Source organism: Nocardioides sp. zg-DK7169 (assembly GCF_013155365.1).
Taxonomy (GTDB): Bacteria; Actinomycetota; Actinomycetes; order Propionibacteriales; family Nocardioidaceae; genus Nocardioides.
Window position 1 is genome coordinate 47,269 of the sequence record NZ_JABJRA010000005.1, and the last position, 22,279, is coordinate 69,547.

General features: G+C 73.9%; 20 protein-coding genes and 1 pseudogene. 7 read left to right on the forward strand and 14 right to left on the reverse strand.

Annotation, left to right across the window (positions count from 1 at the left end; translation table 11 throughout):
• Genes HOQ23_RS09095 through purL form a run of 3 tightly spaced genes read right to left on the reverse strand, consistent with a single transcriptional unit; the run spans position 1 to position 3,449 of the window.
• Entirely contained in the window at positions 1–711 is a 711-nt protein-coding gene (locus tag HOQ23_RS09095) for a S9 family peptidase (protein WP_172213983.1), read from the reverse strand.
• 37 nt (positions 712–748) lie between these two features.
• Positions 749–1,174 carry an alternative ribosome rescue aminoacyl-tRNA hydrolase ArfB gene (gene arfB, locus HOQ23_RS09100; protein WP_172213985.1) on the reverse strand — a complete coding sequence of 142 codons (426 nt, stop codon included), beginning with the start codon at positions 1,172–1,174 and terminating at the stop codon, positions 749–751.
• Entirely contained in the window at positions 1,167–3,449 is a 2,283-nt protein-coding gene (purL, locus tag HOQ23_RS09105; RefSeq protein WP_172213987.1) for a phosphoribosylformylglycinamidine synthase subunit PurL, read from the reverse strand. The genes arfB and purL overlap by 8 nt, the downstream gene beginning before the upstream one ends.
• A 325-nt stretch (positions 3,450–3,774) precedes the next feature.
• On the opposite strand from purL, the gene HOQ23_RS09110 reads away from it, so the two are divergent.
• Positions 3,775–5,181: a glycoside hydrolase domain-containing protein gene (locus HOQ23_RS09110; protein ID WP_172213989.1), complete on the forward strand. Its 1,407-nt coding sequence runs from the start codon at positions 3,775–3,777 to the stop codon at positions 5,179–5,181.
• A gap of 94 nt (positions 5,182–5,275) precedes the next feature.
• Here the strand turns inward: HOQ23_RS09110 and HOQ23_RS09115 are convergent, their stop codons facing one another.
• The 3 genes from HOQ23_RS09115 to purS are packed head-to-tail and all read right to left on the reverse strand — an operon-like array spanning position 5,276 to position 6,650.
• Entirely contained in the window at positions 5,276–5,722 is a 447-nt protein-coding gene (locus tag HOQ23_RS09115; RefSeq protein WP_172213991.1) for a DUF3817 domain-containing protein, read from the reverse strand.
• A complete protein-coding gene (gene purQ, locus HOQ23_RS09120) occupies positions 5,719–6,384 on the reverse strand; it encodes a phosphoribosylformylglycinamidine synthase subunit PurQ (RefSeq protein ID WP_172213994.1) in 666 nt (221 codons plus the stop codon). Before purQ ends, HOQ23_RS09115 begins: the two co-directional genes overlap by 4 nt.
• Positions 6,381–6,650: a phosphoribosylformylglycinamidine synthase subunit PurS gene (gene purS / locus HOQ23_RS09125; protein ID WP_172213996.1), complete on the reverse strand. Its 270-nt coding sequence runs from the start codon at positions 6,648–6,650 to the stop codon at positions 6,381–6,383. The genes purQ and purS overlap by 4 nt, the downstream gene beginning before the upstream one ends.
• Positions 6,651–6,736: 86 nt before the next feature.
• Between purS and HOQ23_RS09130 the strand changes: the two genes are divergently transcribed.
• Positions 6,737–7,255 (forward strand): general stress protein, encoded by a 519-nt coding sequence (locus HOQ23_RS09130; RefSeq protein WP_216654033.1) that lies wholly within the window; start codon positions 6,737–6,739, stop codon positions 7,253–7,255.
• Positions 7,256–7,297: 42 nt separating this feature from the next.
• On the opposite strand, the gene HOQ23_RS09135 is transcribed toward HOQ23_RS09130, so the two are convergent.
• Together HOQ23_RS09135 and HOQ23_RS21525 are read right to left on the reverse strand one after the other, a co-directional pair.
• Entirely contained in the window at positions 7,298–8,416 is a 1,119-nt protein-coding gene (locus HOQ23_RS09135; RefSeq protein ID WP_367650453.1) for an AMP-binding protein, read from the reverse strand.
• The gene (locus HOQ23_RS21525; protein WP_367650432.1) at positions 8,401–8,865 is read right to left on the reverse strand and encodes an AMP-binding protein; all 465 of its coding nucleotides are present in this window, start codon (positions 8,863–8,865) and stop codon (positions 8,401–8,403) included. The genes HOQ23_RS09135 and HOQ23_RS21525 overlap by 16 nt, the downstream gene beginning before the upstream one ends.
• Before the next feature lie 163 nt (positions 8,866–9,028).
• On the opposite strand from HOQ23_RS21525, the pseudogene HOQ23_RS21530 reads away from it, so the two are divergent.
• Positions 9,029–9,688, forward strand: a pseudogene (locus HOQ23_RS21530) (phosphatase PAP2 family protein); the annotation flags it as partial.
• Positions 9,689–9,778: 90 nt separating this feature from the next.
• Here the strand turns inward: HOQ23_RS21530 and HOQ23_RS21535 are convergent.
• Positions 9,779–10,189 (reverse strand): SRPBCC family protein, encoded by a 411-nt coding sequence (locus tag HOQ23_RS21535; protein ID WP_172214539.1) that lies wholly within the window; start codon positions 10,187–10,189, stop codon positions 9,779–9,781.
• Between the two features lie 4 nt (positions 10,190–10,193).
• Positions 10,194–11,090 carry a phosphoribosylaminoimidazolesuccinocarboxamide synthase gene (locus tag HOQ23_RS09145; protein WP_172214000.1) on the reverse strand — a complete coding sequence of 299 codons (897 nt, stop codon included), beginning with the start codon at positions 11,088–11,090 and terminating at the stop codon, positions 10,194–10,196.
• Between the two features lie 120 nt (positions 11,091–11,210).
• On the opposite strand from HOQ23_RS09145, the gene HOQ23_RS09150 reads away from it, so the two are divergent.
• Positions 11,211–12,656 (forward strand): MFS transporter, encoded by a 1,446-nt coding sequence (locus tag HOQ23_RS09150; RefSeq protein ID WP_367650433.1) that lies wholly within the window; start codon positions 11,211–11,213, stop codon positions 12,654–12,656.
• Positions 12,657–12,695: 39 nt separating this feature from the next.
• Positions 12,696–14,168, forward strand: coding sequence for an MFS transporter (locus HOQ23_RS09155; RefSeq protein WP_172214004.1), 1,473 nt, complete (start codon positions 12,696–12,698; stop codon positions 14,166–14,168).
• 14 nt (positions 14,169–14,182) lie between these two features.
• Here the strand turns inward: HOQ23_RS09155 and purB are convergent, their stop codons facing one another.
• The 3 genes from purB to HOQ23_RS09170 all read right to left on the reverse strand — a co-directional run bounded on the left by purB (position 14,183) and on the right by HOQ23_RS09170 (position 18,254).
• Entirely contained in the window at positions 14,183–15,613 is a 1,431-nt protein-coding gene (purB, locus tag HOQ23_RS09160) for an adenylosuccinate lyase (RefSeq protein ID WP_172214006.1), read from the reverse strand.
• Positions 15,613–16,884, reverse strand: coding sequence for a phosphoribosylamine--glycine ligase (gene purD, locus HOQ23_RS09165; protein ID WP_172214541.1), 1,272 nt, complete (start codon positions 16,882–16,884; stop codon positions 15,613–15,615). Before purD ends, purB begins: the two co-directional genes overlap by 1 nt.
• Before the next feature lie 86 nt (positions 16,885–16,970).
• A complete protein-coding gene (locus tag HOQ23_RS09170) occupies positions 16,971–18,254 on the reverse strand; it encodes an adenylosuccinate synthase (RefSeq protein ID WP_172214008.1) in 1,284 nt (427 codons plus the stop codon).
• 137 nt (positions 18,255–18,391) lie between these two features.
• On the opposite strand from HOQ23_RS09170, the gene HOQ23_RS09175 reads away from it, so the two are divergent.
• Complete coding sequence (locus HOQ23_RS09175; RefSeq protein WP_367650434.1) at positions 18,392–19,312, forward strand: diacylglycerol kinase family protein; 921 nt, start codon at positions 18,392–18,394, stop codon at positions 19,310–19,312.
• A gap of 171 nt (positions 19,313–19,483) precedes the next feature.
• Positions 19,484–21,202 (forward strand): lysine--tRNA ligase, encoded by a 1,719-nt coding sequence (lysS, locus tag HOQ23_RS09180; protein WP_172214010.1) that lies wholly within the window; start codon positions 19,484–19,486, stop codon positions 21,200–21,202.
• A 15-nt stretch (positions 21,203–21,217) separates the two neighbouring features.
• On the opposite strand, the gene HOQ23_RS09185 is transcribed toward lysS, so the two are convergent.
• On the reverse strand, positions 21,218–22,186 hold the full coding sequence (locus HOQ23_RS09185; RefSeq protein ID WP_172214012.1) for a YeiH family protein: 969 nt from the start codon (positions 22,184–22,186) through the stop codon (positions 21,218–21,220).
• Positions 22,187–22,279: the final 93 nt, after the last annotated feature.

Genomic DNA, 22,279 nt, shown 5'->3' on the forward strand with positions numbered 1-22,279 from the left:
TCAGGCCAGCCCGTCCAGCACCGCGAGCGTGCGCGCCCAGGCCGGCGAGGCGGGGTCGACCAGGTCCATGTGGCCGCCCTCGACCACGACCAGCCGTGCGTCGCCGCCCGCGGCGCCGGCGCGCGCGACGTACCGCTCGGACTGGGTGAGGGGTACGACGTCGTCGGCCCGCCCGTGCACGCAGCGCACCGGCACGGCGAGCGGCAGCTGCGCGGTCGGGTCGTACGCCGCGTCGGCGGGGCCCGGAGGGTGGCCCAGGAACGCCTCCACCGCACCGTCGCCGAGGTGCGCGCGGTGCGCGGCCCCGAGGTCGAGGACGCCGGCCTGGGCGACCACGTGGGTCAGCGGCGAGCCGGGCTGGGCGGCGGCCCAGGTGGCGAGGTGACCGCCCGCGGAGTGCCCGAGCCCGACGACCGGGCGCAGGGGCAGCCCGTGGGCGGCGGCGTGCCCGCCCAGCGCCGCGAGGGCCGCGGCCACGTCCGCGCAGGTCGCGGCGGCGCCGACGCCGCGGCGATACTCGACGTTCCACGCCGCCCAGCCGCGCGCCGCCAGGTCGTCGGCGAGGGGGCGTCCGAGCGCGCAGTCGTACCGCGGCTTCCAGAAGCCCCCGTGGACGATCGCCACCGTCCCGCGCGGCTCGCCCGCGGGCAGGCTCAGCTCGGCGTACTGGTCGGAGTGCGGGCCGTAGTCGACCCGTTGCGCGGGATGCATGCGCCCATGGTGCCCGCCTGCCGCCGCGGCGGAGCCGTCAGTCGAAGCGCCCCTGGCGCCCGCGCTTGATCTCCCCTCGGCGCTTCTTCGCACCCAGCCGCCGTTCCTTCGAGCCGCGGGTGGGGCGGGTGGGACGGCGCTTGGCGGGCGGGGGCGCGGCGGCCTCGCGCAGCAGCTGCGCGAGGCGCTCACGAGCCGCCTTGCGGTTGGCCAGCTGGGTGCGGTGCTCGCTGGCCACGACCGTGACCACACCGTCGACCAGGCGCCCGGCGAGGCGGGACAGCACCCGGTCGCGCAGCGTGTCGGGCAGGGACCCGGAGGCCGCGACGTCGAGGGAGAGCTCGACGCGGCTGTCGGTGGTGTTGACCCCTTGGCCGCCGGGGCCCGAGGAACGCGAGAACCGCTCGGTCAGCTCGGCCGCGGGGACCACCCACGACCGGCTGACGGGCAGGTCGTCAGGCAAGCGCCGCCGGGATCGTCGCCATCCACGCCGAGCGGACCTCGAGCAGCGGGGCGTCGAACTGTCCCTCCACCGACACCGCGTCGCCGCCGGTGACGCCGAGCGCGGTGAGCGGTACGCCGTGGCGCGCGGCGAGCTCGACGAGCCGGTCCTCCTCGCCCTCGGCGACGGTGACCAGCACCCGGCCCGCGGACTCGGAGAACAGCGCCACGAACGCGTCGCCGCCGGCCACGTCGGCCACCGAGACGCGGGCGCCGACCATCCGGTGCAGCGAGGCCTCGACGAGCGCCTGGGCAAGGCCGCCGTCGGCGAGGTCGTGGGCGCTGGTGAGCAGCCCGCGGCCCTCGGCGAGGAGCTCGGCGAGCGCCTTCTCGGCCGCCAGGTCCACCCGCGGCGGGGTGCCGCCGAGGTGGCCGTGGACGACGTTGGCCCACTCCGAGCCGGAGAGCTCCTCGCGGGTCTCACCGAGCAGGAAGACCCGCTCGCCGGCCGCGGCGAAGCCGGACGGGGTCCGGGTGGTCACGTCGTCGATCACGCCGAGCACCGCGACCACCGGGGTCGGCAGGATGGCGGTCTCGCCGGTCTGGTTGTAGAGGCTCACGTTGCCGCCGGTGACCGGGATCCCCAGCTCCAGGCAGCCGTCCTTGAGGCCGCGGCAGGCCTCGGCGAACTGCCACATCACGTCGGTGTCCTCGGGCGAGCCGAAGTTGAGGCAGTCCGAGATCGCCAGCGGGGTGGCGCCGCCGGTCGCGACGTTGCGGTAGGACTCCGCGAGCGCGAGCTGCGCGCCGGCGTACGGGTCGAGCTTGGCGAAGCGGCCGTTGCAGTCGGTGGAGACAGCGACGCCGAGGTTGGTCTCCTCGTCGATGCGGACCATGCCGCTGTCGGAGGGCTGGGCGAGCACGGTGTTGCCGCGCACGTAGCGGTCGTACTGGTCGGTGATCCAGGACTTGTCGCACAGGTTCGGGCTGGCGACCAGGCGCAGCAGGGTCTCCAGCAGCTCCGCGCCGCTGGCCGGGCGGGCCAGGTCCTCGGCGCGGTCGGCCTGGAGGGCGTCCTGCCAGCTCGGGCGGGCGTAGGGACGCTCGTAGGTCGGGCCCTCGTGGGCCACGGTGCGCGGCGGCACGTCGACGACGCGCTCGCCGTGCCAGTCGATCTCGAGGCGACCGGTGTCGGTGACCTCGCCGACCACGACGGCCTCGACGTCCCACTTGGCGCAGATCGCCATGAACGCCTCGACGTCGCCGGGCTCGACGACGGCCATCATCCGCTCCTGCGACTCGCTCATGAGGATCTCCTCGGGAGCGAGGGTGGAGTCGCGCAGCGGCACCCGGTCGAGCTCGACGTGCATGCCGCCGTCACCGGCGGAGGCGAGCTCGGAGGTGGCGCAGGACAGGCCCGCGCCGCCGAGGTCCTGGATGCCCGCGACCAGGCCGGCCGCGAAGATCTCGAGGGTGCACTCGATGAGCAGCTTCTCCATGAAGGGGTCGCCGACCTGCACGCTGGGGCGCTTGGCCGGCCCGTCGGCGTCGAAGGTCTCGCTGGCGAGCACGGAGACGCCGCCGATGCCGTCGCCGCCGGTGCGGGCGCCGTAGAGGATCACCTGGTTGCCGACGCCGGAGGCCTTGGCGAGGTGCAGGTCCTCGTGGCGCAGCACGCCGACGCACAGCGCGTTGACCAGCGGGTTGCCGGCGTAGCTGGCGTCGAAGACCGCCTCGCCGCCGATGTTGGGCAGGCCCAGGCAGTTGCCGTAGCCGCCGACGCCCGCCACGATCCCGGGCAGCACCCGGTGGGTGTCGGGGGCGTCGAGCGGGCCGAAGCGCAGCGGGTCCATCACCGCGACCGGGCGCGCGCCCATCGCGAGGATGTCGCGGACGATGCCGCCCACGCCGGTCGCGGCGCCCTGGTAGGGCTCGACGTACGACGGGTGGTTGTGGCTCTCGACCTTGAAGGTGACGGCGTAGCCCTGGCCGACGTCGATGACGCCGGCGTTCTCGCCGATGCCGGCGAGCATCTTGCCGGCCGGGGTCTCCTGCGGGATCTCGGAGAACTGCTTGAGGTGCACCTTGGAGGACTTGTAGGAGCAGTGCTCGCTCCACATCACCGAGTACATCGCCAGCTCCGAGCTGGTGGGACGGCGCCCGAGGATCTCGCGGATCCGGGCGTACTCGTCGGCCTTCAGCCCCAGGTCGGCCCACGGCTGGTGCCGGTCCGGGTCGGTGGCGGCGACCGCGACGGTGTCGAGGGTGGACGTGGCGGAACGCTGCTGCTCGGGCACGGGGCCAATCTACCGGCGGCGCTCCGGGTCCTCGGCGGCGGCGTCCGAGCACCGGTCGCGCGCGGGGCGGCGGGTGGTCGCCGGCCGGACGCGGGGCGCGCGGAGCGGGGTCGCGGGAGCCCCCGACCCGCCTCTGACCTGCACAGACGCGCTCGTGAACTACATTCCTGTAGTTCAGCGCGATGGGTGTTACTGATGTGACTGGTGTGGTTATGGTGGCGAGGCTCGATGCCGAGCGCCCGGCCCCGGACCCTCGTCCGCGCCCGCCGGACACCCGCCAGATCCCCCGACCCGGTCCGCCCGGGTCCTGCCCTGGAGCCTCCCCATGCGTCGCCCGTCCTTCCGCACGTCTCCCGCCCGGCCCCGTCGGGGGCGCCGCCTCGCCGGCGCCCTCGCCGCGGTGCTCGCGCTCAGCGTCGCCGGCACCACCACGGTGCTGGCCACCGCGCCGCCCGCCGTCGCCGCGGCCGAGCCCGCCCCGAACCCGCCCACCCCGGGCAACATCACCGGCTACGGCTTCGACCAGTGCCTCACGCCGACCCAGCAGGCGATGAACACCTGGCTGCGCACCTCGCCGTTCCTGGCCGTCGGCGTCTACATCTCCGGCGCCTCGCGCGCCTGCCGCGACCAGCCGAACCTGACTCCGGCGTGGGTCCGCACCCAGCTGGCCAAGGGCTGGCGGCTGCTGCCGATCACCCTCGGCCCGCAGGCCTCCTGCCAGCCGCGCTTCCCGCGCTACGGCAACGACCCGACGATCAACCCGGCGCCGGGCAAGCACGGGCGCTACGGCAAGGCCCGCACCATGGGCCGCGCGGAGGCCAACTCCGCGGTCGCCGCCGCCAAGCGGCTCGGGATCGTGCCGGGCAGCACGCTGTTCTACGACCTCGAGGGCTACGACAACACCAACACCCACTGCCGCGAGTCCGCGCTGGCGTTCCTGACCGGGTGGACCAACCGCGTCCGCGCCCAGGGCTACCTGTCCGGCGTCTACTCCAGCGCCTCCTCCGGCATCGTCGCGCTCGACAAGGCGCGGCGTACCAAGCAGGCCGGCATCGTGGTGCCCGACCAGCTCTGGATCGCCCGCTGGGACGGCGTCGCCAACACCTCCACGACCTACATCGGCGAGGACGGCTGGCGCCCCGGTGGCCGGGTGAAGCAGTACCGCGGCGGCCACGACGAGACCTGGGGCGGGGTGCGCATCAACATCGACAGCAACTACCTCGACCTCGGGCTGGGCTCGGTGGCGCCGCGCGAGAGCCACTGCGGCGGCGTCCGGGTCGACTTCGAGCGCTACCAGGCCCTCCAGGCCCCCGTCGCCGGCCGGGTCGCCCCGCCCGCGCAGGTCACCGCGCTGCAGTGCCTGCTGACCGAGCAGGGGATCTACACCGGCCGCCTGCACGGCAAGTACAACGCGCGTCTGATCAAGGCCGTGAACAAGTGGCAGCGCGAGGCCGGCCAGCCGGTCAGCCCGAGCTGGACGCACAAGAACTGGATGTCGCTGACCGCCGCCGGTCCGCGCGCGGTGCTCAAGCACGGCTCCGCCGGCACCGCCGTACGCCGCGTGCAGCGGGCCCTGAACGCCGCCCGCCCGGGCGCCGCGATCTCGGTGACCGGCACCTTCGAGGCCACCACGACCGCCGCGGTCAAGGGCTACCAGAAGAAGGTCGGCCTGCCGCAGTCCGGCGTGGTCGAGGGCCGCACCTGGCGCCACCTCGCCAAGGGCGTGCGCTGACCCCGCGCTCCCCCCGCGCGCGCAGCACAACGCCGGACGCCGGCACCGCTCACGCGGTGCCGGCGTCCGGCGTTTGATGCAGGTGGGTGCGGGCTCAGCCGACCGGCGGGCCGGCGAGCAGCGCGAGACCGAACAGGACGCCCACCGCGACGAGCCCGGTGAGCAGTCCCTGGAGCGGCTTGCGGATCACCCAGGCGGCGATCCTCTCCAGCGGGCCGCGGGGCTCCTCGGTGCTCAGCCGCCAGGTGCTCGCGAGCAGGCCGCGACGCTCGGCGTGGATCTCGAACGGCACCGTCGCGAACGGCGGGACCGCGGCCACCAGGCCCAGGAGGGTCTGCTTGACCGGCCAGCGCTGGTCGAGCGCGACCAGGACGGTGGTGAGGCAGTAGGCGATGAACACCGCGCCGTGGATCATCCCGCCGATGCGGACGCCGAGCTCGGTGGTGTTGGTGACGTACTTGAGGAACATGCCGCCCAGCAGCAGCGCCCAGGTGACGGCCTCGGCGCGCGCGATGAAGCGGTAGAGACGGGTGGGGGTCATGCGAACACTCCAGCTGCGAGTGAGGTGAAGAAGCCGAGACCGTCGGTCCCGGTGCCGGTCAGGTCCTCGACCGAGTGCTCCGGGTGGGGCATCAGGCCGACGACGTTGCCGCGCTCGTTGCAGATGCCGGCGATGTCGCGCAGCGACCCGTTCGGGTTGCCGAGGTAGCGCGCGACGACCTGGCCCTCGCCCTCGAGGCGGTCCAGGGTCTCGGCGTCCGCGACGAAGGAGCCCTCGCCGTTCTTGAGCGCGACCACGATCTCCGCGCCCTCGTCGTACGACGAGGTCCAGGGGGTGCGGTTGTTCTCGACGCGCAGCGGCTGGTCCAGGCAGAGGAAGCGCTGCTCGGTGTTGCGGATCAGCGCACCCGGGAGCAGGTGGGACTCGCACAGGATCTGGAAGCCGTTGCAGATGCCGAGCACCGGCATGCCGCGCTCGGCGGCCGCGACGACCTCGGTCATCACCGGCGAGAAGCGCGAGATCGCGCCGCAGCGCAGGTAGTCGCCGTAGGAGAAGCCGCCGGGCAGCACCACCGCGTCGACGCCGCGGAGATCGTGGTCGCCGTGCCACAGCGCGACGGCCTCGTGGCCGCCGATGCGGACGGCGCGCTGGGCGTCGACGTCGTCGAGGGAGCCCGGGAAGGTGACGACACCGACCTTCACGCGAGCACCTCGGCGCCGCTCGCGTCCTCGACCCGGACGGTGAAGTTCTCGATGACCGGGTTCGACAGCAGCGTCTCGGCCATCTGGTGCACCTGCGCCAGGACCTCCTCGCTCGCCTCGCCCTCGATCTCGAGCTCGAAGCGCTTGCCCTGGCGCACGTCGGCGACGCCGGAGAAGCCCAGGCGGGGCAGGGCACCGAGAACGGCCTTCCCCTGCGGGTCGAGGATCTCGGGCTTGGGCATGACGTCGACGACGACTCGGGGCACGTGAGGCTCCTGGGAAGCAGGGGTGGATGTGCCGCCATTCTACGAGCAACCGCTCACCCCCGGTCCGGCACACTGGAGCCATGAGCATGCTCACGCCCGGCGCCGGCAGCGGCGCCCCCGGACCTGGAGGGAACCCGCTGCGTCTGGAGTTCCCCCAGTCCCTCGCCGTGTACGACGACTACGCGGCTGCCCAGCGGGCCGTGGACTTCCTCTCCGACCGCAAGTTCCCCGTGCAGCAGTGCATGATCGTCGGCACCGACCTCAAGCGAGTGGAGCGCATCACCGGCCGTCTCACCACCGGGAAGGTGGCCCTGGGCGGCGCGGCGTCCGGCGCGTGGCTGGGCCTGTTCGTAGGCCTGCTCTTCGTCCTGTTCACCACCGAGGGCGCCCTCCCGATCCTGATCTCGACACTGATCTTCGGTGCGCTGTTCGGCGTCATCTGGTCGCTGGTCGGGTACGCCGCCACGCGCGGGCGCCGCGACTTCTCCTCGATCACCCAGGTGATCGCCACCCGCTACGAGGTGCTGGTCGAGCACAAGGTGGCCGCGCAGGCCCGCGAGCTGCTGGCCCAGCTGCCGGGCAGCCAGCCCAACCCGTTCGCCTGACGCCCGATCGGGCCGGGCGCCAGGCGGGGCTCGGTCCGGGGCTCAGGCGAGCTCGCGCTTGAGGATCTTGCCGGTCGCGGTCATCGGCAGGGTCTCGCGGAACTCCACGATGCGCGGGTACTTGTAGCCCGCCATCTGCTCCTTGGCCCACGCGACCAGCGCGTCCTCGGTCAGCCCGGAGCCCGGGGCGCGGATGACCACGGCCTTGATCTCCTCGCCGTGGGTCTCGTGCGGCACGCCGATGACGGCGCACAGCGAGACCTCCGGGTGGGTGAGGAGCACCTCCTCGATCTCGCGCGGGTAGACGTTGAACCCGCCGCGGATGATCATCTCCTTGGCCCGGTCGACGATGTGGTACCAGCCGTCCTCGTCCTTGCGGGCCAGGTCGCCGGTGCGGAACCAGCCGTCCGCGTCGATCGCCTCCGCGGTCGCCTCGGGCCGCGCGTAGTAGCCCTTCATGACGTTGTGCCCGCGCACCGCGATCTCGCCGATGACGTCGCTCCCCGACCCGTCGTCGGTGAGCTCGACGCCCTGGCTGTCGACCAGCCGCATCTCCACCCCGGGGATCGGCACACCGATCGAGCCGGGGCGCGCCGGCTCGCCGTACGTGGAGAACGAGGCGACCGGGGAGGTCTCGGAGAGCCCGTAGCCCTCCAGGATGGTGACCCCGAAGCGCTTCTCGAACTCGCGGTGCACCTCGACCGGGAGCGCGGAGCCGCCGGAGACCGCGACGCGCAGGTGCTCGGCGACGGCCTGGGCGTCGATGTCCTCCTCCAGCGCGCCGAGCAGGCCCCAGTACATCGTGGGGACGCCGGCGAAGAAGGTGATCCGCTCGCGGCGCATCAGCTCGAGCGCCGCCACCGGCTCGAAGCGCGGCAGCATCACGACGGTGCCGCCGAACGCGAACGCGCCGTTCTGGCACACGGTCTGGCCGAAGGAGTGGAACAGCGGCAGCACGCACAGGTAGGTGTCGGGGTTCTCCGCGTCGGCGCCGAACAGCGCCTCGCTGGCGAGCGCGTTGTCGCGCATGTTGCGGTGGCGCAGCTCGGCGCCCTTGGCCTGGCCCGTGGTGCCGGAGGTGTAGAGGATGACCGCGGTGTCGTCCTCGTCGGTCGCGACGGTCTCGAAGGCGCCGGAGTGCGTCATCATCGCCTCCGCCATCGTCTCGGTGCCCTCGATCGGCGAGGGGCCGCCGAGCTCGGCGGTGATGACGAAGAAGTGCTCGCAGGCGTCGACCGCCTCGAAGCCGGCGTGGCCGTTGACGCCCATCGGCAGCTCGGAGGTGCCCTCGAAGCAGAAGTAGGCCTTCGCGTCGAGTCCTCGAGGTGGTAGGCGATCTCGCGGCCCTTGAGCAGCACGTTGAGCGGGACCACCGTCGCCCCGGCCTTGAGGATGCCGAAGTAGACGATCGTGAAGTACGGCAGGTTCGGGCAGCTGAGCGCCACCTTGTCGCCGGGGCCGATCCCGCGCTCGACCAGCATGTTGGCGCACATGTTGGCGAAGGCGTTGATCGAGGCGTAGGTCAGGCGGGTCTCACCGAGGACCACGGCATCGCGGTCGGGGTACTTCGCGGCGCTGTCCTCGAGCAGGGTGGAGAGGTTGTACGACAACGGTGGCCTCCGTCACGGTCGGGTGTGGGGACAACCTACGTGCCGACCCCCGGGCGGGACAGGGACGAAACGGGGCCGCCCGGCGGACCCCGGGGACGGGTCGGGGTCGGACCAGGGACGCACCCGATGCGCGCGCCGCCGGCGCCCGGCCACGCTGGAGGCCATGACCGCCGCCCGGCCCCGCGCCCTGCCACCCGCCGCACGCGAGCTCGCGACGGTGCTGGCGCTGTTCGCCGCCTACAACCTGGGCCGGCTGCTGGCGACCACCCGGGTCGGCCCCGCCGACGAGCACGCCCGCGCGATCCGCGACCTCCAGGCCGGGGTCGCGCTGCCCGACGAGGCGGACCTCCAGGCCTGGGCGCTCGGGGTGGAGGGGCTCGTCGCGCTGGCGGACCGCTACTACCTGCTGCACTTCCCCGTCACCGCGGCGGTCCTGGTGTGGCTGTGGGTGCGCCACCGCCCGTCGTACCGCTGGGCGCGCACGGCGCTGGCGCTGGCCACCGGGGTGGCGATGCTCGTGCACCTGGTGCTGCCGGTGACCCCGCCGCGGCTGCTGGCCGAGGCCGGGATGGTCGACACCGGGCAGCACGGCGGGACGAGCGTCTACGCCGGCTCGCCGCTCGCCGGGCTGGCCAACGAGTACGCCGCCGTACCGAGCCTGCACGTCGGGTGGGCGCTGCTGCTCGCGGTGGTCCTCGTCGCCACGCTGCGCAGCAGGTGGCGCTGGCTGTGGCTGCTGCACCCGGCCCTCACCACCGCCACCGTGGTCGTCACGGCGAACCACTGGTGGCTCGACGCGGCCGCCGGCGCACTCCTGGTCGGTGCCGCGCTGCTCCTCGCCGCGCCACGAGCGCCGACTCGGCGCACCACGAGCGCCGACTCGGCGCACCACAGGCGCCGACTCGGCGAGATCTCAGGGGTGGGGACGGGCGGCGAGGAGGCGGGCGGCGCGACGCAGGTCGGCGCGCACGGCGTACGGCGCGAGGCGGGAGAGCACCGCGGCGAGCGGGCGGGCGGGGCCGGTCGCGTGCAGCGAGAGCGTCGCCTCGATCTCGCAGCCGCCCGGCGCCGGGGCGAGCTCGAGGGTGAGCACGGCCGCGAAGGAGCGCCAGGTGCCGCGCTCGGTCCAGCGGTGCGGGCGGTCCAGCTCGGTGGTCTCCATCCGCGGGCGCAGCCCGGGGCTGGTGACGTCGACCCAGGTCTGACCGGCCCGGGGCTCCCCGTCGACGTCCTCGACGCGGGCGAGGCTGGACTGCCAGGCCGGCCGGTTGCGCGGGTCGACCAGGTAGTCGAAGGCGACCTCGGGAGCGACCGGCACGTGCATGCGGCTAGAACGTCTCGCCGGTGAGCAGCTCGTAGGCCTCGACGTAGCGGGCCCGGGTGTGCTCGACGACCTCGGGCGGCAGCGGCGGCGGCGCCACGTCGGAGCGCGGGTCCCAGCCCGACTCGGGCGAGGTCAGCCAGTTGCGGACGTTCTGCTTGTCGTAGGAGGCCTGGGTGCGGCCGGGCTGCCAGTCGGCGGCCGGCCAGAACCGCGAGGAGTCCGGGGTGAGCACCTCGTCGCCGAGCACCATCACGTCGTCGGAGCGCAGGCCGAACTCGAACTTGGTGTCGGCCAGGATGATGCCGCGCTCGCGGGCGATGCCCTCGGCGCGCTCGTAGACGGCCAGGGTCAGCTCGCGCAGCGACGCGGCGGTGTCCTCGCCGACCGTGCGGACGACCGCGTCGTAGGAGACGTTCTCGTCGTGGTCGCCGAGCTCGGCCTTGGTGGCCGGGGTGAAGATCGGCTCGGGGAGCCGGCTGGCCTCGACCAGGCCCGGCGGCAGCGCGATGCCGCACACCTCGCCGGTGGCGCGGTAGTCGGCCAGCCCGGAGCCGGTGAGGTAGCCGCGGGCCACGCACTCGACCGGGAACATCTCGAGGCGCTCGCAGATCACCGCGCGCCCGCGCACGGAGGCGGGCACGTCGGTGGACAGCACGTGGTTCGGGACCAGGTCGGTGAGCTGCTCGAACCACCACAGCGACATCCGGGTCAGGATCTCGCCCTTGTCCGGGATCGTGGAGTCCAGCACCCAGTCGAAGGAGGAGATCCGGTCGCTGGCCACCATCAGCAGCCGGCCGGCGTGCTCGCCGGCCTCGATCTCGTAGAGGTCGCGCACCTTGCCCGAGTGCAGGTGCCGGGCACCCTCGATCGCCGGGGCGGGTGGGATGTTCGGCTCGGCCACGACGCCAACCCTAGAGCCCGCGGGTGCGCGCCTCCCCCGCCGCGGCCGATCCCGGACACCGTGCCGCTGTGCGGAACGCGGCAGCGGCGCATGGCGCCGCGCCACGGCAGGCTCGCCTGCGTGACCGCCGTCGAGCCCGCTCCCGCCGCCGGCACGACGTACGTCGCGGACCCGCGGCGCTGGCGGATCCTGGCCACGGTGCAGGTGCTGGGCTTCATGTCGCTGCTCGACGTGAGCATCGTCAACGTCGCGCTGCCCTCGATCCGCTCCGACCTGGCCATCTCCACCGAGACCGCGCAGTGGGTGGTGTCGGGCTACACGCTGGCGTTCGGGCTGACCCTGGTCGCGAGCGGTCGACTGGGCGACGCCTACGGTCGCCGCCGGATGCTGCTGATCGGGCTCGGCGCGTTCGTGGCCAGCAGCATGCTGGTCGGGCTCGCGCCCACCCCGGAGCTGCTGATCGCCGCCCGGCTGGCCCAGGGCGCGGCCGCCGGGATCCTCTCCCCGCAGTCGACCGGGCTGATCCAGCAGCTGTTCCGCGGCGCGGAGCGGGCGCGCGCCTTCGGCCGCTTCGGGCTGACCATCTCGCTGTCCTCGGCGGTCGGTCCGCTGGTCGGCGGGCTGATCCTCGGCGTGGCCGGCGGACCCGAGGGCTGGCGCTGGATCTTCTGGGTCAACGTCCCGATCGGGCTCGTCGCGCTGGTCGCCATCGCCCGGACCCTGCCGCCCAAGCCGCGCGAGCCCGACGCCGACGGCCGCGTGGACGTGCCGGGCTCGCTGCTGCTCGGCCTGAGCGTGCTGTGCCTGCTCTACCCGCTGGTCGGCGTGCGCTCCGGGATCGGCTGGTCGATGCTGCTGGCGCCCGCCGCGGTGCTGGTCGGGTGGGCGTTCCTGCGCTGGGAGCGGCACACCCAGGCCGCCGGCCGGCCCCCGCTGCTGGACGTGGCGCTGCTGCGCCGGCTGCCCGGCTACGGCATCGGCATCGCGGTCGGGGCCACCTACGTCACCGCCTTCACCGGCATCACGCTCGTGCTCTCGGTCCACCTCCAGGAGGGGCGCGCCCTGGGCCCGCTGGAGACCGGGCTGCTGCTCACCCCGCTCGCGGTCGGCGCGGCCGTGATCGCGCCGGTGGCCAGCCGCGGCCTGGGGGTGCTCGGGCGCCGGATCACGGTGCTGGCGCTGCTGGTGATGATCGCGGCCACGCTCGCCACCGCGCTGGCAGTCCCGGGGCGCGGCGACACCGCCCTGTGGTGGGTGCTGGTGCCGCTGCTGCTGGTCGCCGGCCTCGGCGGCGGCGCGGTCATCCCGCCGAACTTCACCCTCACCCTGGCCGAGGTGCCGCCCGCCATGGGCGGGGCCGCCGCCGGCGTGGTGCAGACGGCCCAGCGGATCGGCTCCTCCCTCGGCAGCGCGCTGCTGATGACGGCGTACGGCCTGGGCGGGCCGGACCCCGGGCAGGCGCTGCGCGTCGCGCTGCTGGTCGCGGTCGCGGTGCTCCTGCTCGCGCTCGCCCTGGCGGTGGGCGCGGCCCGCGCCGGTCGGCGTACCCCGGCATCGGCCGGCTGACCCGTGTCGCCGGACCGAGGAGAGGGAACCTGCACCTCGATGAACGAGCAGACCCCGCCGCGGCACGCCCCGGCCTCCCCCGGTGCCAGCGACGACACGTACGTCGCGGACCCCCGGCGCTGGCGCATCCTCGCGGTCAACCTGGTCGTCGGGTTCATGTCCCTGCTCGACGTCACGGTCGTCAACGTGGCGCTGCCGTCGATGCGCGAGGCGCTGGACACCTCGACCTCGACGGTGCAGTGGGTGGTGTCCGGCTACGCGCTGACCTTCGGGCTGACGCTGGTGGCCGGCGGCCGGCTCGGCGACGCCTACGGACGGCGCCGACTGATGACCCTCGGGCTGCTCGGCTTCATGGTCTCCAGCGTGCTGGTCGGGCTGGCGCCGAACGTCGAGACGGTGATCCTCGCCCGGCTCCTCCAGGGCGCGTCGGCGGGGCTGCTGACCCCGCAGAACACCGGCCTGATCCAGGACCTGTTCCGCGGCGCGGAGCGCGGCCGCGCGTTCGGGATGTTCGGGGTCACCGTCGCGACCGCCTCGGCGCTCGGGCCGGTGATCGGCGGCTCGATCATCGCGCTGGCCGGCGAGGAGGACGGCTGGCGCTGGCTGTTCTGGATCAACGTCCCGATCGGGCTGGCCGCCCTCATCGGCATCGTGCGCCTCACCCCGGGACGCCGCGGCGCCGAGGAGCGGCCCTGGATCGACGTGGTCGGCGCGGTGCTGCTGGGGCTGACCGTCCTGGCCGTGCTGTGGCCGATGGTGCTCGCCGAGGGCGGGCACCGGCTCCCGCTGCTGCTGGTCCCGCTCGCCGTCCCGCTGGGCTGGGCGTTCGTGCGCTGGGAGGCGCGGCTGCGCCGGGTCGGGCGCCCGCCGCTGCTGGAGGTCGGCCTGCTGCGCCAGGTGCCCGGCTACGCCGACGGCCTGGTGATCGGCACCCTCTACTTCACCGGCTTCACCGGCATCTTCCTGGTGCTCTCGGTGCACCTGCAGGAGCAGCTCGGCCTCTCCCCGCTCGAGGCCGGCCTGCTGATCACGCCGTTCGCCGTGGGCTCGGGGTTCACCGCCCCGGCGGCCGGGCGGCTGGTCAACAGGATCGGGCGCCGGATCACCGTGTGGGCGCTGGTGATGATGATGTCCGGGATCGTGCTGGTCGCGCTGCTCGCGCCGGGGCGCGAGGGCACCTCGCTGGCCCTGGTCCTGGTGCCCAGCCTGCTGCTGGCCGGCATCGGCGCGGGCGGGGTCATCTCGCCGAACTTCACCCTCACCCTGGCCGACGTCCCGCCCGCGATGGGCGGCGCGGCCGGCGGCGCGGTGCAGACCGGGCAGCGCATCGGCACCGCCTTCGGTGCGGCGCTGCTGATGACCGCCTACGGCACCGGGTCGGCCACCTCGCCCGCCACCGGGCTGCGCGCGGCGCTGGTGACCGCGCTGGTGCTGCTCAGCCTCGCGCTCGTGGTCGCCATCCGCTCGGCGCGCGCCGAGCACGCCGGCCCCGGCGGGACGCCCACCCGCTGATCACGTGCCGGGCCTCAGAGGATCTCGCCCGGCACGTACGCCGCGGCGTCGGGGTGCTGCTCGGCGATCTCCCCCACCCGGCGCACGACCTCCTGCACCTGCGCGACCGCGGCACCGGTGAAGGTGATCGGCTCCGCGACCAGCGAGGCGAGCTGCTCGGCGTCCAGGCCCAGGCGCGGGTCGGCGGCGAGCTTCTCGAAGACGTCGTTGTGGGCCTGACCGCGGCGCATGTCGAGCGCGGTGCCGACCGCGGCCTCCTTGATCGCCTCGTGCGCGACCTCGCGGCCCACGCCGTTGCGCACCGCGGCCATCAGCACCTTGGTGGTGGCCAGGAACGGCAGGTAGCGGTCCAGCTCGCGCTGGATGACGGCCGGGAAGGCGCCGAACTCGTCGAGCACGGTGAGGAAGGTCTGGAACAGGCCGTCGGCGGCGAAGAAGGCGTCCGGGAGCGCGACGCGGCGCACCACGGAGTCGGAGACGTCGCCCTCGTTCCACTGGTCGCCGGCGAGCTCGCCGATCATCGAGACGTGCCCGCGCAGGACGACCGCGAGGCCGTTGACGCGCTCGCAGGAGCGGCTGTTCATCTTGTGCGGCATCGCCGAGGAGCCGACCTGGCCCTCCTTGAAGCCCTCGGTCACGATCTCGTTGCCGGCCATCAGGCGCACCGTGGTGGCCAGGTTGGACGGCGCGGCGACCAGCTGGGCCAGCGAGGTGACCACGTCGTAGTCGAGCGAGCGCGGGTAGACCTGGCCGACGCTGGTGAAGACCCGGTCGAAGCCGAGGTGGGCCGCGACCCGGCCCTCGAGCTCGGCGAGCCGGGACTCGTCGCCGTCGAGCAGGTCGAGCATGTCCTGCGCGGTGCCCATCGGGCCCTTGATGCCGCGCAGCGGGTAGCGGCCGAGCAGGTCCTCGACCCGCTCGATGCCGACCATCAGCTCATCGGCGGCGGTCGCGAAACGCTTGCCCAGCGTGGTCGCCTGGGCGGCGACGTTGTGGCTGCGCCCGGCCATCACGGTGACCTCGTGCTCGGCGGCGAGCCGGCCGAGGCGCACCAGCGCAGCGACCGCGCGGTCGCGGACCAGCGCCAGGGACTGGCGCAGCTGGAGCTGCTCGACGTTCTCGGTGAGGTCGCGCGAGGTCATGCCCTTGTGGATGTGCTCGTGGCCGGCGAGGTCGCAGAACTCCTCGATGCGGGCCTTCACGTCGTGGCGGGTGATCCGCTCGCGTGCCGCGATCGAGGCCAGGTCGACGCCGGCCTCCCCGCGGTCGACGACGGCCTGGTAGGCCTCCACGACCCCGTCCGGGACCTCGATGCCGAGGTCGCGCTGGGCCTTCAGGACCGCGACCCAGAGCTGGCGCTCCAGGACGATCTTGTGCTCGGGCGACCAGATCCGGGCCAGCTCGGCGCTCGCGTAGCGGGTGGCCAGGACGTTGGGGACGATCATCAGGACTCCTTGACGGAGGCGCCTTCGACGACGCCCAGGGGTTCGGCTGCGATGTCCGAGCGGCACTGGAGGCCCTCGAACGAGATCTTCTCGGCGGCGGCGTAGGCGCGCGCCCGGGCGTCGGCCACGTCGGTGCCGGTGGCGCGCACGGCGAGCACCCGGCCGCCGGCGGTGACCAGCTCCTCCCCGACCAGCGCGGTGCCGGCGTGGATGACGTCCACGTCCGGCTCGGCGTCCGCGAGGGACACCCCGTCGATCACGTCGCCCTTGGAGGAGGACTCGGGGTAGCCGGCCGAGGCCAGCACCACGCTGACGGCGGCCTCGTCGCGGAAGAGCGGAGCCTCCGTGCCGGCCAGGCGACCCTCGGCCGCGGCGAGCAGCAGCCCGCCCAGCGGGGTGTCCAGCACCGCCAGCACCGGCTGGATGTCGGGGTCGCCGAAGCGGACGTTGAACTCGATGACCCGCGGGCCGGCGGCGGTCAGGGCCAGCCCGACGTAGAGGCAGCCCACGAACGGCGCGCCGCGCCGGGCCATCTCCGCCAGCGTCGGCTCCACCACGGTCTCGACCACGGTGCTCGTCAGGTCGGCGGGCGCCCAGGTCAGTGGCGTGTAGGAGCCCATGCCGCCGGTGTTCGGGCCCCGGCCGCCGTCGAAGATCCGCTTGAAGTCCTGTGCCGGCTGCAGCGGGCGGGTCGTGGTGCCGTCGCAGATCGCGAACAGCGAGACCTCCGGGCCGTCGAGGAACTCCTCGACCACCACGCGCCCGCAGGTCGCGGCGTGGGCCAGCGCCTCCGCGCGGTCGGTGGTCACCACGACGCCCTTGCCGGCGGCCAGTGCGTCGTCCTTCACGACGTACGGCGCGCCGAACGCGTCCAGCGCGGCCGCGACCTGCTCGGGGGTCTCGCAGGTGGCCGACCGGGCGGTCGGCACGCCCGCGGCGGCCATGACCTCCTTGGAGAAGGCCTTGGAGCCCTCGAGCCGGGCCGCCTCGCGGGAGGGCCCGAAGCAGGCGATGCCAGCCGCGCGGACCGCGTCGGCCACCCCGGCGACCAGCGGCGCCTCGGGGCCGACGACGACCATGTCGGCGCCGATCGCGGTGGCCAGCGCGGCGACCGCGGCCGGGTCCATGGCGTCGACGTCGTGCAGCGTCGCCACCTCGCCGATGCCGGGGTTGCCGGGCGCGGCGTGCACCTCGGCGACGCCGGGGTCACGACAGAGCGCGAGCGCCAGGGCGTGCTCGCGGCCGCCGGTGCCGATCACGAGGCAGCGCAGGGAGGTCGTCACGTGGGGTCCTTCTGGCAGGTGCGGTCGGCCGGGCCCGGTGGGCCCGGCCGGTCGGCGGGGAGTGCGCGGGCGGGTCAGCCGTTGACGACGATGGTCTGCTCGCGGCCCGGTCCGACGCCGACGCCCCAGATCTTGGCCCCGGAGATCTTCTCCAGCGCGCGGACGTAGGTCTGGGCGTTGGCGGGCAGCTCCTCGAAGGTGCGGCAGCCCGAGATGTCGGTCTTCCAGCCCTCGAAGTACTCATAGACCGGCTTCGCGTGGTGGAACTCGGTCTGGGTCATCGGCATCTCCTCGACCCGCTGGCCGTCGACCTCGTAGGCCACGCAGACCGGGATCCGCTCCCAGCTGTCGAGCACGTCGAGCTTGGTGAGGAAGAACTCCGTGAGGCCGTTGACGCGAGCCGCGTAGCGCGCGACCACCGCGTCGTACCAGCCGCAGCGGCGGGTGCGACCGGTCGAGACGCCGATCTCGCCGCCGATGCGCTGCAGCTCCAGGCCGTCCTCGTCGAACAGCTCGGTCGGGAACGGGCCCGAGCCGACGCGGGTCGTGTAGGCCTTGATCACGCCGATCACCCGGTCGATGCGGGTAGGGCCGACGCCCGAGCCCGCGCACACGCCGCCGGCGACCGGGTTGCTGCTGGTCACGAACGGGTAGGTGCCGTGGTCGACGTCGAGCATCGTGGCCTGGGCGCCCTCGAAGAGCACCGTCTTGCCCTCGTCGAGCGCGTTGTTCAGCAGCAGCGAGGTGTCGGCCACCATCGGGCGCAGCCGGTCGGTGTAGGACAGCAGCTCCTCGAGGACGGTGTCGACCTCGATCGCGCGCCGGTTGTAGATCTTGGTGAGCAGGTGGTTGCGCAGGTCGAGGGCCGCCTCGAGCTTCTCGCGCAGGATGCCCTCGTCGAACAGGTCCGCGACCCGGATGCCGATGCGGCCGACCTTGTCGGAGTACGCCGGGCCGATGCCGCGCCCGGTGGTGCCGATCTGGTTCTTGCCCAGGAAGCGCTCGGTGACCTTGTCGATCACCGAGTGGTACGACGCGATCACGTGCGCGTTGGCCGAGACGACCAGGTCCGCCACCTCGACGCCGCGCTCGATGAGCCCGTCGAGCTCACGGAACAGCGCCTCGGGCGAGACCACGACACCGTTGGCGATGACGCTGGTCGCGCCGGGCGTCAGGATCCCGCTGGGCAGCAGGTGGGTGGCGTACTTCTCGCCGTTCACCACGATCGTGTGACCGGCGTTGTGGCCACCGGAGGTGCGGACGACGAAGTCGATGGGATCGGTCGTCGCCAGCAGGTCGGTCGCCTTGCCCTTGCCCTCGTCACCCCATTGGGCTCCGAGCACGACAACAGCGGGCATGAGGGTCCCCTCATCGTAGGTTGCAGGAAATGCAACGGGCCCCGACGACAAGTGCATCGGGGCTCTTGCGACGCCACGCTACCAAACCGGGCACAACGAGGAGCCCCTCGTCCGCGGGTGGGGATAGTCTCCGCGACGTGGACCCGATCCTGGTGATCAAGAACAGCGACGCCGGCAGCGCCGACGAGGAGACCCTGGACCGGGCCCTCGCCATCCTGCGCGACCACGCGTCGGTGGAGGTCCAGGCCACCTCGAACCCCGGCGAGCTCGACGGGGCGCTGACCCGCGCCGGGTCCCGGCGCATCGTGGTGGCCGGCGGCGACGGCAGCCTGCACGCGGTGGTCGCTGCGCTGCACCGGCGCAACGACCTGCACGACGCGGTGCTCGGCCTGCTCCCGCTCGGCACCGGCAACGACTTCGCGCGCGGCAACGCCATCCCCCTCGACGTCGAGAAGGCCGCCCGGGTGATCGTCGAGGGCGAGGTGCGCCGCATGGACGTCCTGCTCGACGAGGTCGGCCAGGTCGTGGTCAACAACGTGCACGCCGGCGCGGGTGCCCAGGCGAGCCGCCGCGCCGCCCGCTGGAAGTCCCGCCTCGGCGCCATCGGCGTCGGCAAGGTCAACCTCGGCCGGCTCGGCTACCCGATCGGCGCGGCCCTGGCGGCGGTCCGCCCCCCGTTCGTGCGCCTCCGCGTCGAGGTCGACGGCGAGGTCGTCTGCGACTGGGACCGCCCGGTGCTGATGGTCGCGGTCGGCAACGGCAGCCACGTCGGCGCCGGCACCGTGCTCAACCCCGACGCCGAGGCCGACGACGGCCGCGTCGACGTCGTGGTCTCGCTCGCGACCGGCCCAATCGCCCGGGTGGGGTACGTCGTGGGGCTGGTGCGCGGACGGCACACCGAGCGCGCCGACGTGCTGCACCTGCGCGGCTCGTCGGTCTCGATCAGCGGCGAGAGCTTCTGGTGCAGCGCCGACGGGGAGATCTACGGCCCGGAGCGCTCGCGGACCTGGCACGTGGAGCCGGGGGCGTACTCGATGGTGCTGCCGCCCCGGGGCTGACCGGCCCACCGCCAGCCGCGGCATCGTCGCATCGTAGGGGCGCCCGCCGCGCCGCTCCCCCGGGGCGTCCCGCCGCTCGGGAGGGTCCGGCCGCCGGGGCCCGGCCCGTCCGGGACCGGGTAGCGTAGCGGGTCGAGTCCCACCCCCGCACGCACAGGAGAACGCAGCGCCATGGCCCGAGGCAACAAGACCGGTGAACCCGTCGACTGGGTGACCCGTGCGGCCGACGACGCCATCCGGCACGCGCGCGAGAACGGCGGTGAGGACCGCATCATCACCTGCGCCTCCGGCGCCAGCCCCTCGGGCCCGATCCACCTGGGCAACCTGCGCGAGTTCCTCACCACGCACTTCGTGACCGAGGAGATCCGCCGCCGCGGCATCGAGGTGCGCCACCTGCACAGCTGGGACGACTTCGACCGGTTCCGCAAGGTGCCCGCCGGGGTCCCGGCCTCCTGGGCCGAGCACATCGGGCGCCCGCTGTCCGCCGTACCGGACCCGTGGGAGTGCCACGAGTCGTGGGCCGAGCACTTCAAGGCGCCCCTGCGCGAGGCCCTCGCCGAGCTCGGCGTCGAGATGGTCGAGGTCGACCAGACCGAGCAGTACCGCGCCGGCGCCTACACCGAGCAGGTGCTCCACGCGCTGCGCCACCGCGACACCATCGAGGAGGTGCTGGCCAAGCACCGCACCAAGAAGGCCGAGCCGGTCGCCGAGAGCGACCAGGAGTCCGAGGCGCTGGCCGACTCGGTGGCCGACGACGCCGACGAGGAGACCGGGGCCGCCGGCTCGCTGGCGCGCTTCCCCTACAAGCCGTTCTGCCGCGAGTGCGGCCGCGACACCGTCGAGGTCACGTCCTACGACGACGACACCACCGACTTGGGCTACACCTGCTCCTCCTGCGGCTTCACCGGCGTCACCAACGTCGCGACCCAGCACGAGGGCAAGCTGGTCTGGAAGGTCGACTGGCCGATGCGCTGGGCCTTCGAGGGCGTCGACTTCGAGCCCGGCGGGCTCGACCACTCCACCCCCGGGTCGTCGTACACGGTCGGCAAGGAGCTGGTGAAGCGGATCTTCGCGCACCGTGCGCCGTCGTACGCCGCCTATGCGTTCGTCGGGTTCGCCGGCCTGCAGAAGATGTCCTCCTCCAAGGGCGGCGTGCCCACCGCGTCCGACGCGCTGCGGATCCTCGAGGCGCCGATCCTGCGCTGGCTCTACGTGCGCCGTCAGCCCAAGCAGGCCTTCAACGTCGACTTCGGCGCGGAGGTCGTGCGCCTGTACGACGAGTGGGACGCGCTGGCCCGCAAGGCCGCGGACCCCGAGCGCCGCGACGCCCAGACCCTCGCCTACTCGCGCGCGGTCGCGACCACGACGGCCGGCACCCTGCCCGCGCCGGCGACCCCGGTGTCCTTCCGGCTGCTCTCGTCGGTCGCCGACGTGACCGCGGGCAGCGCCGAGCAGATCAGCCGCATCATCGAGGAGGTGGGCCACCCGCACGCGAGCGTCGCCGACCTCGAGCCGCGGCTGTCCAAGGCGATGACCTGGACCGCGGAGTTCGTGCCGGCCGAGGACCGCACCACGGTGCGCACGGCTCCCGACACCGCCCGCCTCGCCGCGCTCGCGCCCGAGGAGCAGCGCTGGATCGACGTGCTGCTCGAGCGGCTCCCGGACTCCCCGGAGAGCGACGAGCTCACCGCGCTGATCTACGGCGTGCCCAAGCTCGCGCGCGGCCTGGGGCTCGACGACGCCCCGACCGATGAGGTGAAGGCCGACCAGAAGGCGTTCTTCCGGCTGCTCTACCACCTGCTGGTCGACGCCGACCGCGGCCCGCGGCTGCCCACGCTGTTCCAGGCGCTGGGCTCCGAGCGGGTCCGCACGCTGCTCACCCCCGCGTGACCCGCTCCTGAACCGCTAGACGAGGTACGCCGCCGGCAGGGCGACCACGGTCACCAGGGCCGTGGCGCCCGCGGCGAGCAGCACCAGCGGGCGGCCGGTGCGGCGCAGCGCGCGCGGGTCGACCGAGCAGCCGAGCGCGAACATCGCCGCGGCCAGGGCGGCCGACTGCAGCGCGCCCGCCGTGTCGAGCACGCCCGCCGGCACGTCGAGCACCGAGCGCAGCACCGCCAGGCCCACGAAGGCCAGCACGAACGCCGGCACCAGCGGCGGGCGGGCGCCGGTGGCCACCGCCTCGCGCCGCGAGCGCCAGGAGACGACGGCGAGGACCGGGGCGAGCATGAGCACCCGGGCCAGCTTGACCACGACCGCGACCTGGAGCGCGGCTCCCCCGAGCAGACCGCCGGCGACCACCACCTGGCCGACCTCGTGGACGGCCGCCCCGGACCAGGCGCCGGCGGCGACCTGCCCGAGCCCGAGCAGGCCGCCCAGGGCGGGCACCGCCAGCATCGCGATGCTGCCGAAGACCACCACCAGGGAGACCGCGCGCGCGACGTCCTCCTCGCGGGAGCGGCGTACCCCCTCGACGGCGGCCACCGCTGCGGCCCCGCAGATGGAGAACCCGCAGGCGACCAGCAGGCCCTGGTCGGTCGGGACGCCGAGCGCCCGCGCCAGGGCGAGGGTGCCGAGGATGCCGCACACGACCACGGCGAGCACCACGACGAGCACCTGCCAGCCCAGGCCGAGGACGTCGCCGAGCACCAGCTCGAGTCCGAGCAGCGCCACCCCGACGCGCAGCACCCGGCGCGAGACGACGGCCAGCCCGGGGCGCACCCGGGCGCGCACCAGGCCGGAGGCGCCGAGGCCGAAGCCGAGGACGATCGCGACCAGCGTGGTGCCCAGGTACGGCACCAGGGCGTGCACCAGCAGTGCGGCGCCGCCTCCGGCGGCGGCGAGGGCGAGTCCGGGGCCACGGTCCTTGAGCATGCGTCCACGGTCTCGCGCGCACGCCCCCCGCGGTAGCCGTCACTACACCATCGACTCATGCGCCATTGATATGAGTTATGCCGAACCCATATC

Coding starts and splice junctions, on each gene's coding strand:
- HOQ23_RS21535 (WP_172214539.1), bottom strand. CDS start 10,189: ATGCACGTGCCGGTCGCTCCCGAGGTCGCCTTCGACTACCTGGTCGAC.
- HOQ23_RS09155 (WP_172214004.1), top strand. CDS start 12,696: ATGAACGAGCAGACCCCGCCGCGGCACGCCCCGGCCTCCCCCGGTGCC.
- HOQ23_RS09185 (WP_172214012.1), bottom strand. CDS start 22,186: ATGCTCAAGGACCGTGGCCCCGGACTCGCCCTCGCCGCCGCCGGAGGC.
- lysS (WP_172214010.1), top strand. CDS start 19,484: ATGGCCCGAGGCAACAAGACCGGTGAACCCGTCGACTGGGTGACCCGT.
- HOQ23_RS09170 (WP_172214008.1), bottom strand. CDS start 18,254: ATGCCCGCTGTTGTCGTGCTCGGAGCCCAATGGGGTGACGAGGGCAAG.
- HOQ23_RS09110 (WP_172213989.1), top strand. CDS start 3,775: ATGCGTCGCCCGTCCTTCCGCACGTCTCCCGCCCGGCCCCGTCGGGGG.
- HOQ23_RS09115 (WP_172213991.1), bottom strand. CDS start 5,722: ATGACCCCCACCCGTCTCTACCGCTTCATCGCGCGCGCCGAGGCCGTC.
- HOQ23_RS09130 (WP_216654033.1), top strand. CDS start 6,737: ATGCTCACGCCCGGCGCCGGCAGCGGCGCCCCCGGACCTGGAGGGAAC.
- purB (WP_172214006.1), bottom strand. CDS start 15,613: ATGATCGTCCCCAACGTCCTGGCCACCCGCTACGCGAGCGCCGAGCTG.
- HOQ23_RS09135 (WP_367650453.1), bottom strand. CDS start 8,416: ATGGCGGAGGCGATGATGACGCACTCCGGCGCCTTCGAGACCGTCGCG.
- HOQ23_RS09095 (WP_172213983.1), bottom strand. CDS start 711: ATGCATCCCGCGCAACGGGTCGACTACGGCCCGCACTCCGACCAGTAC.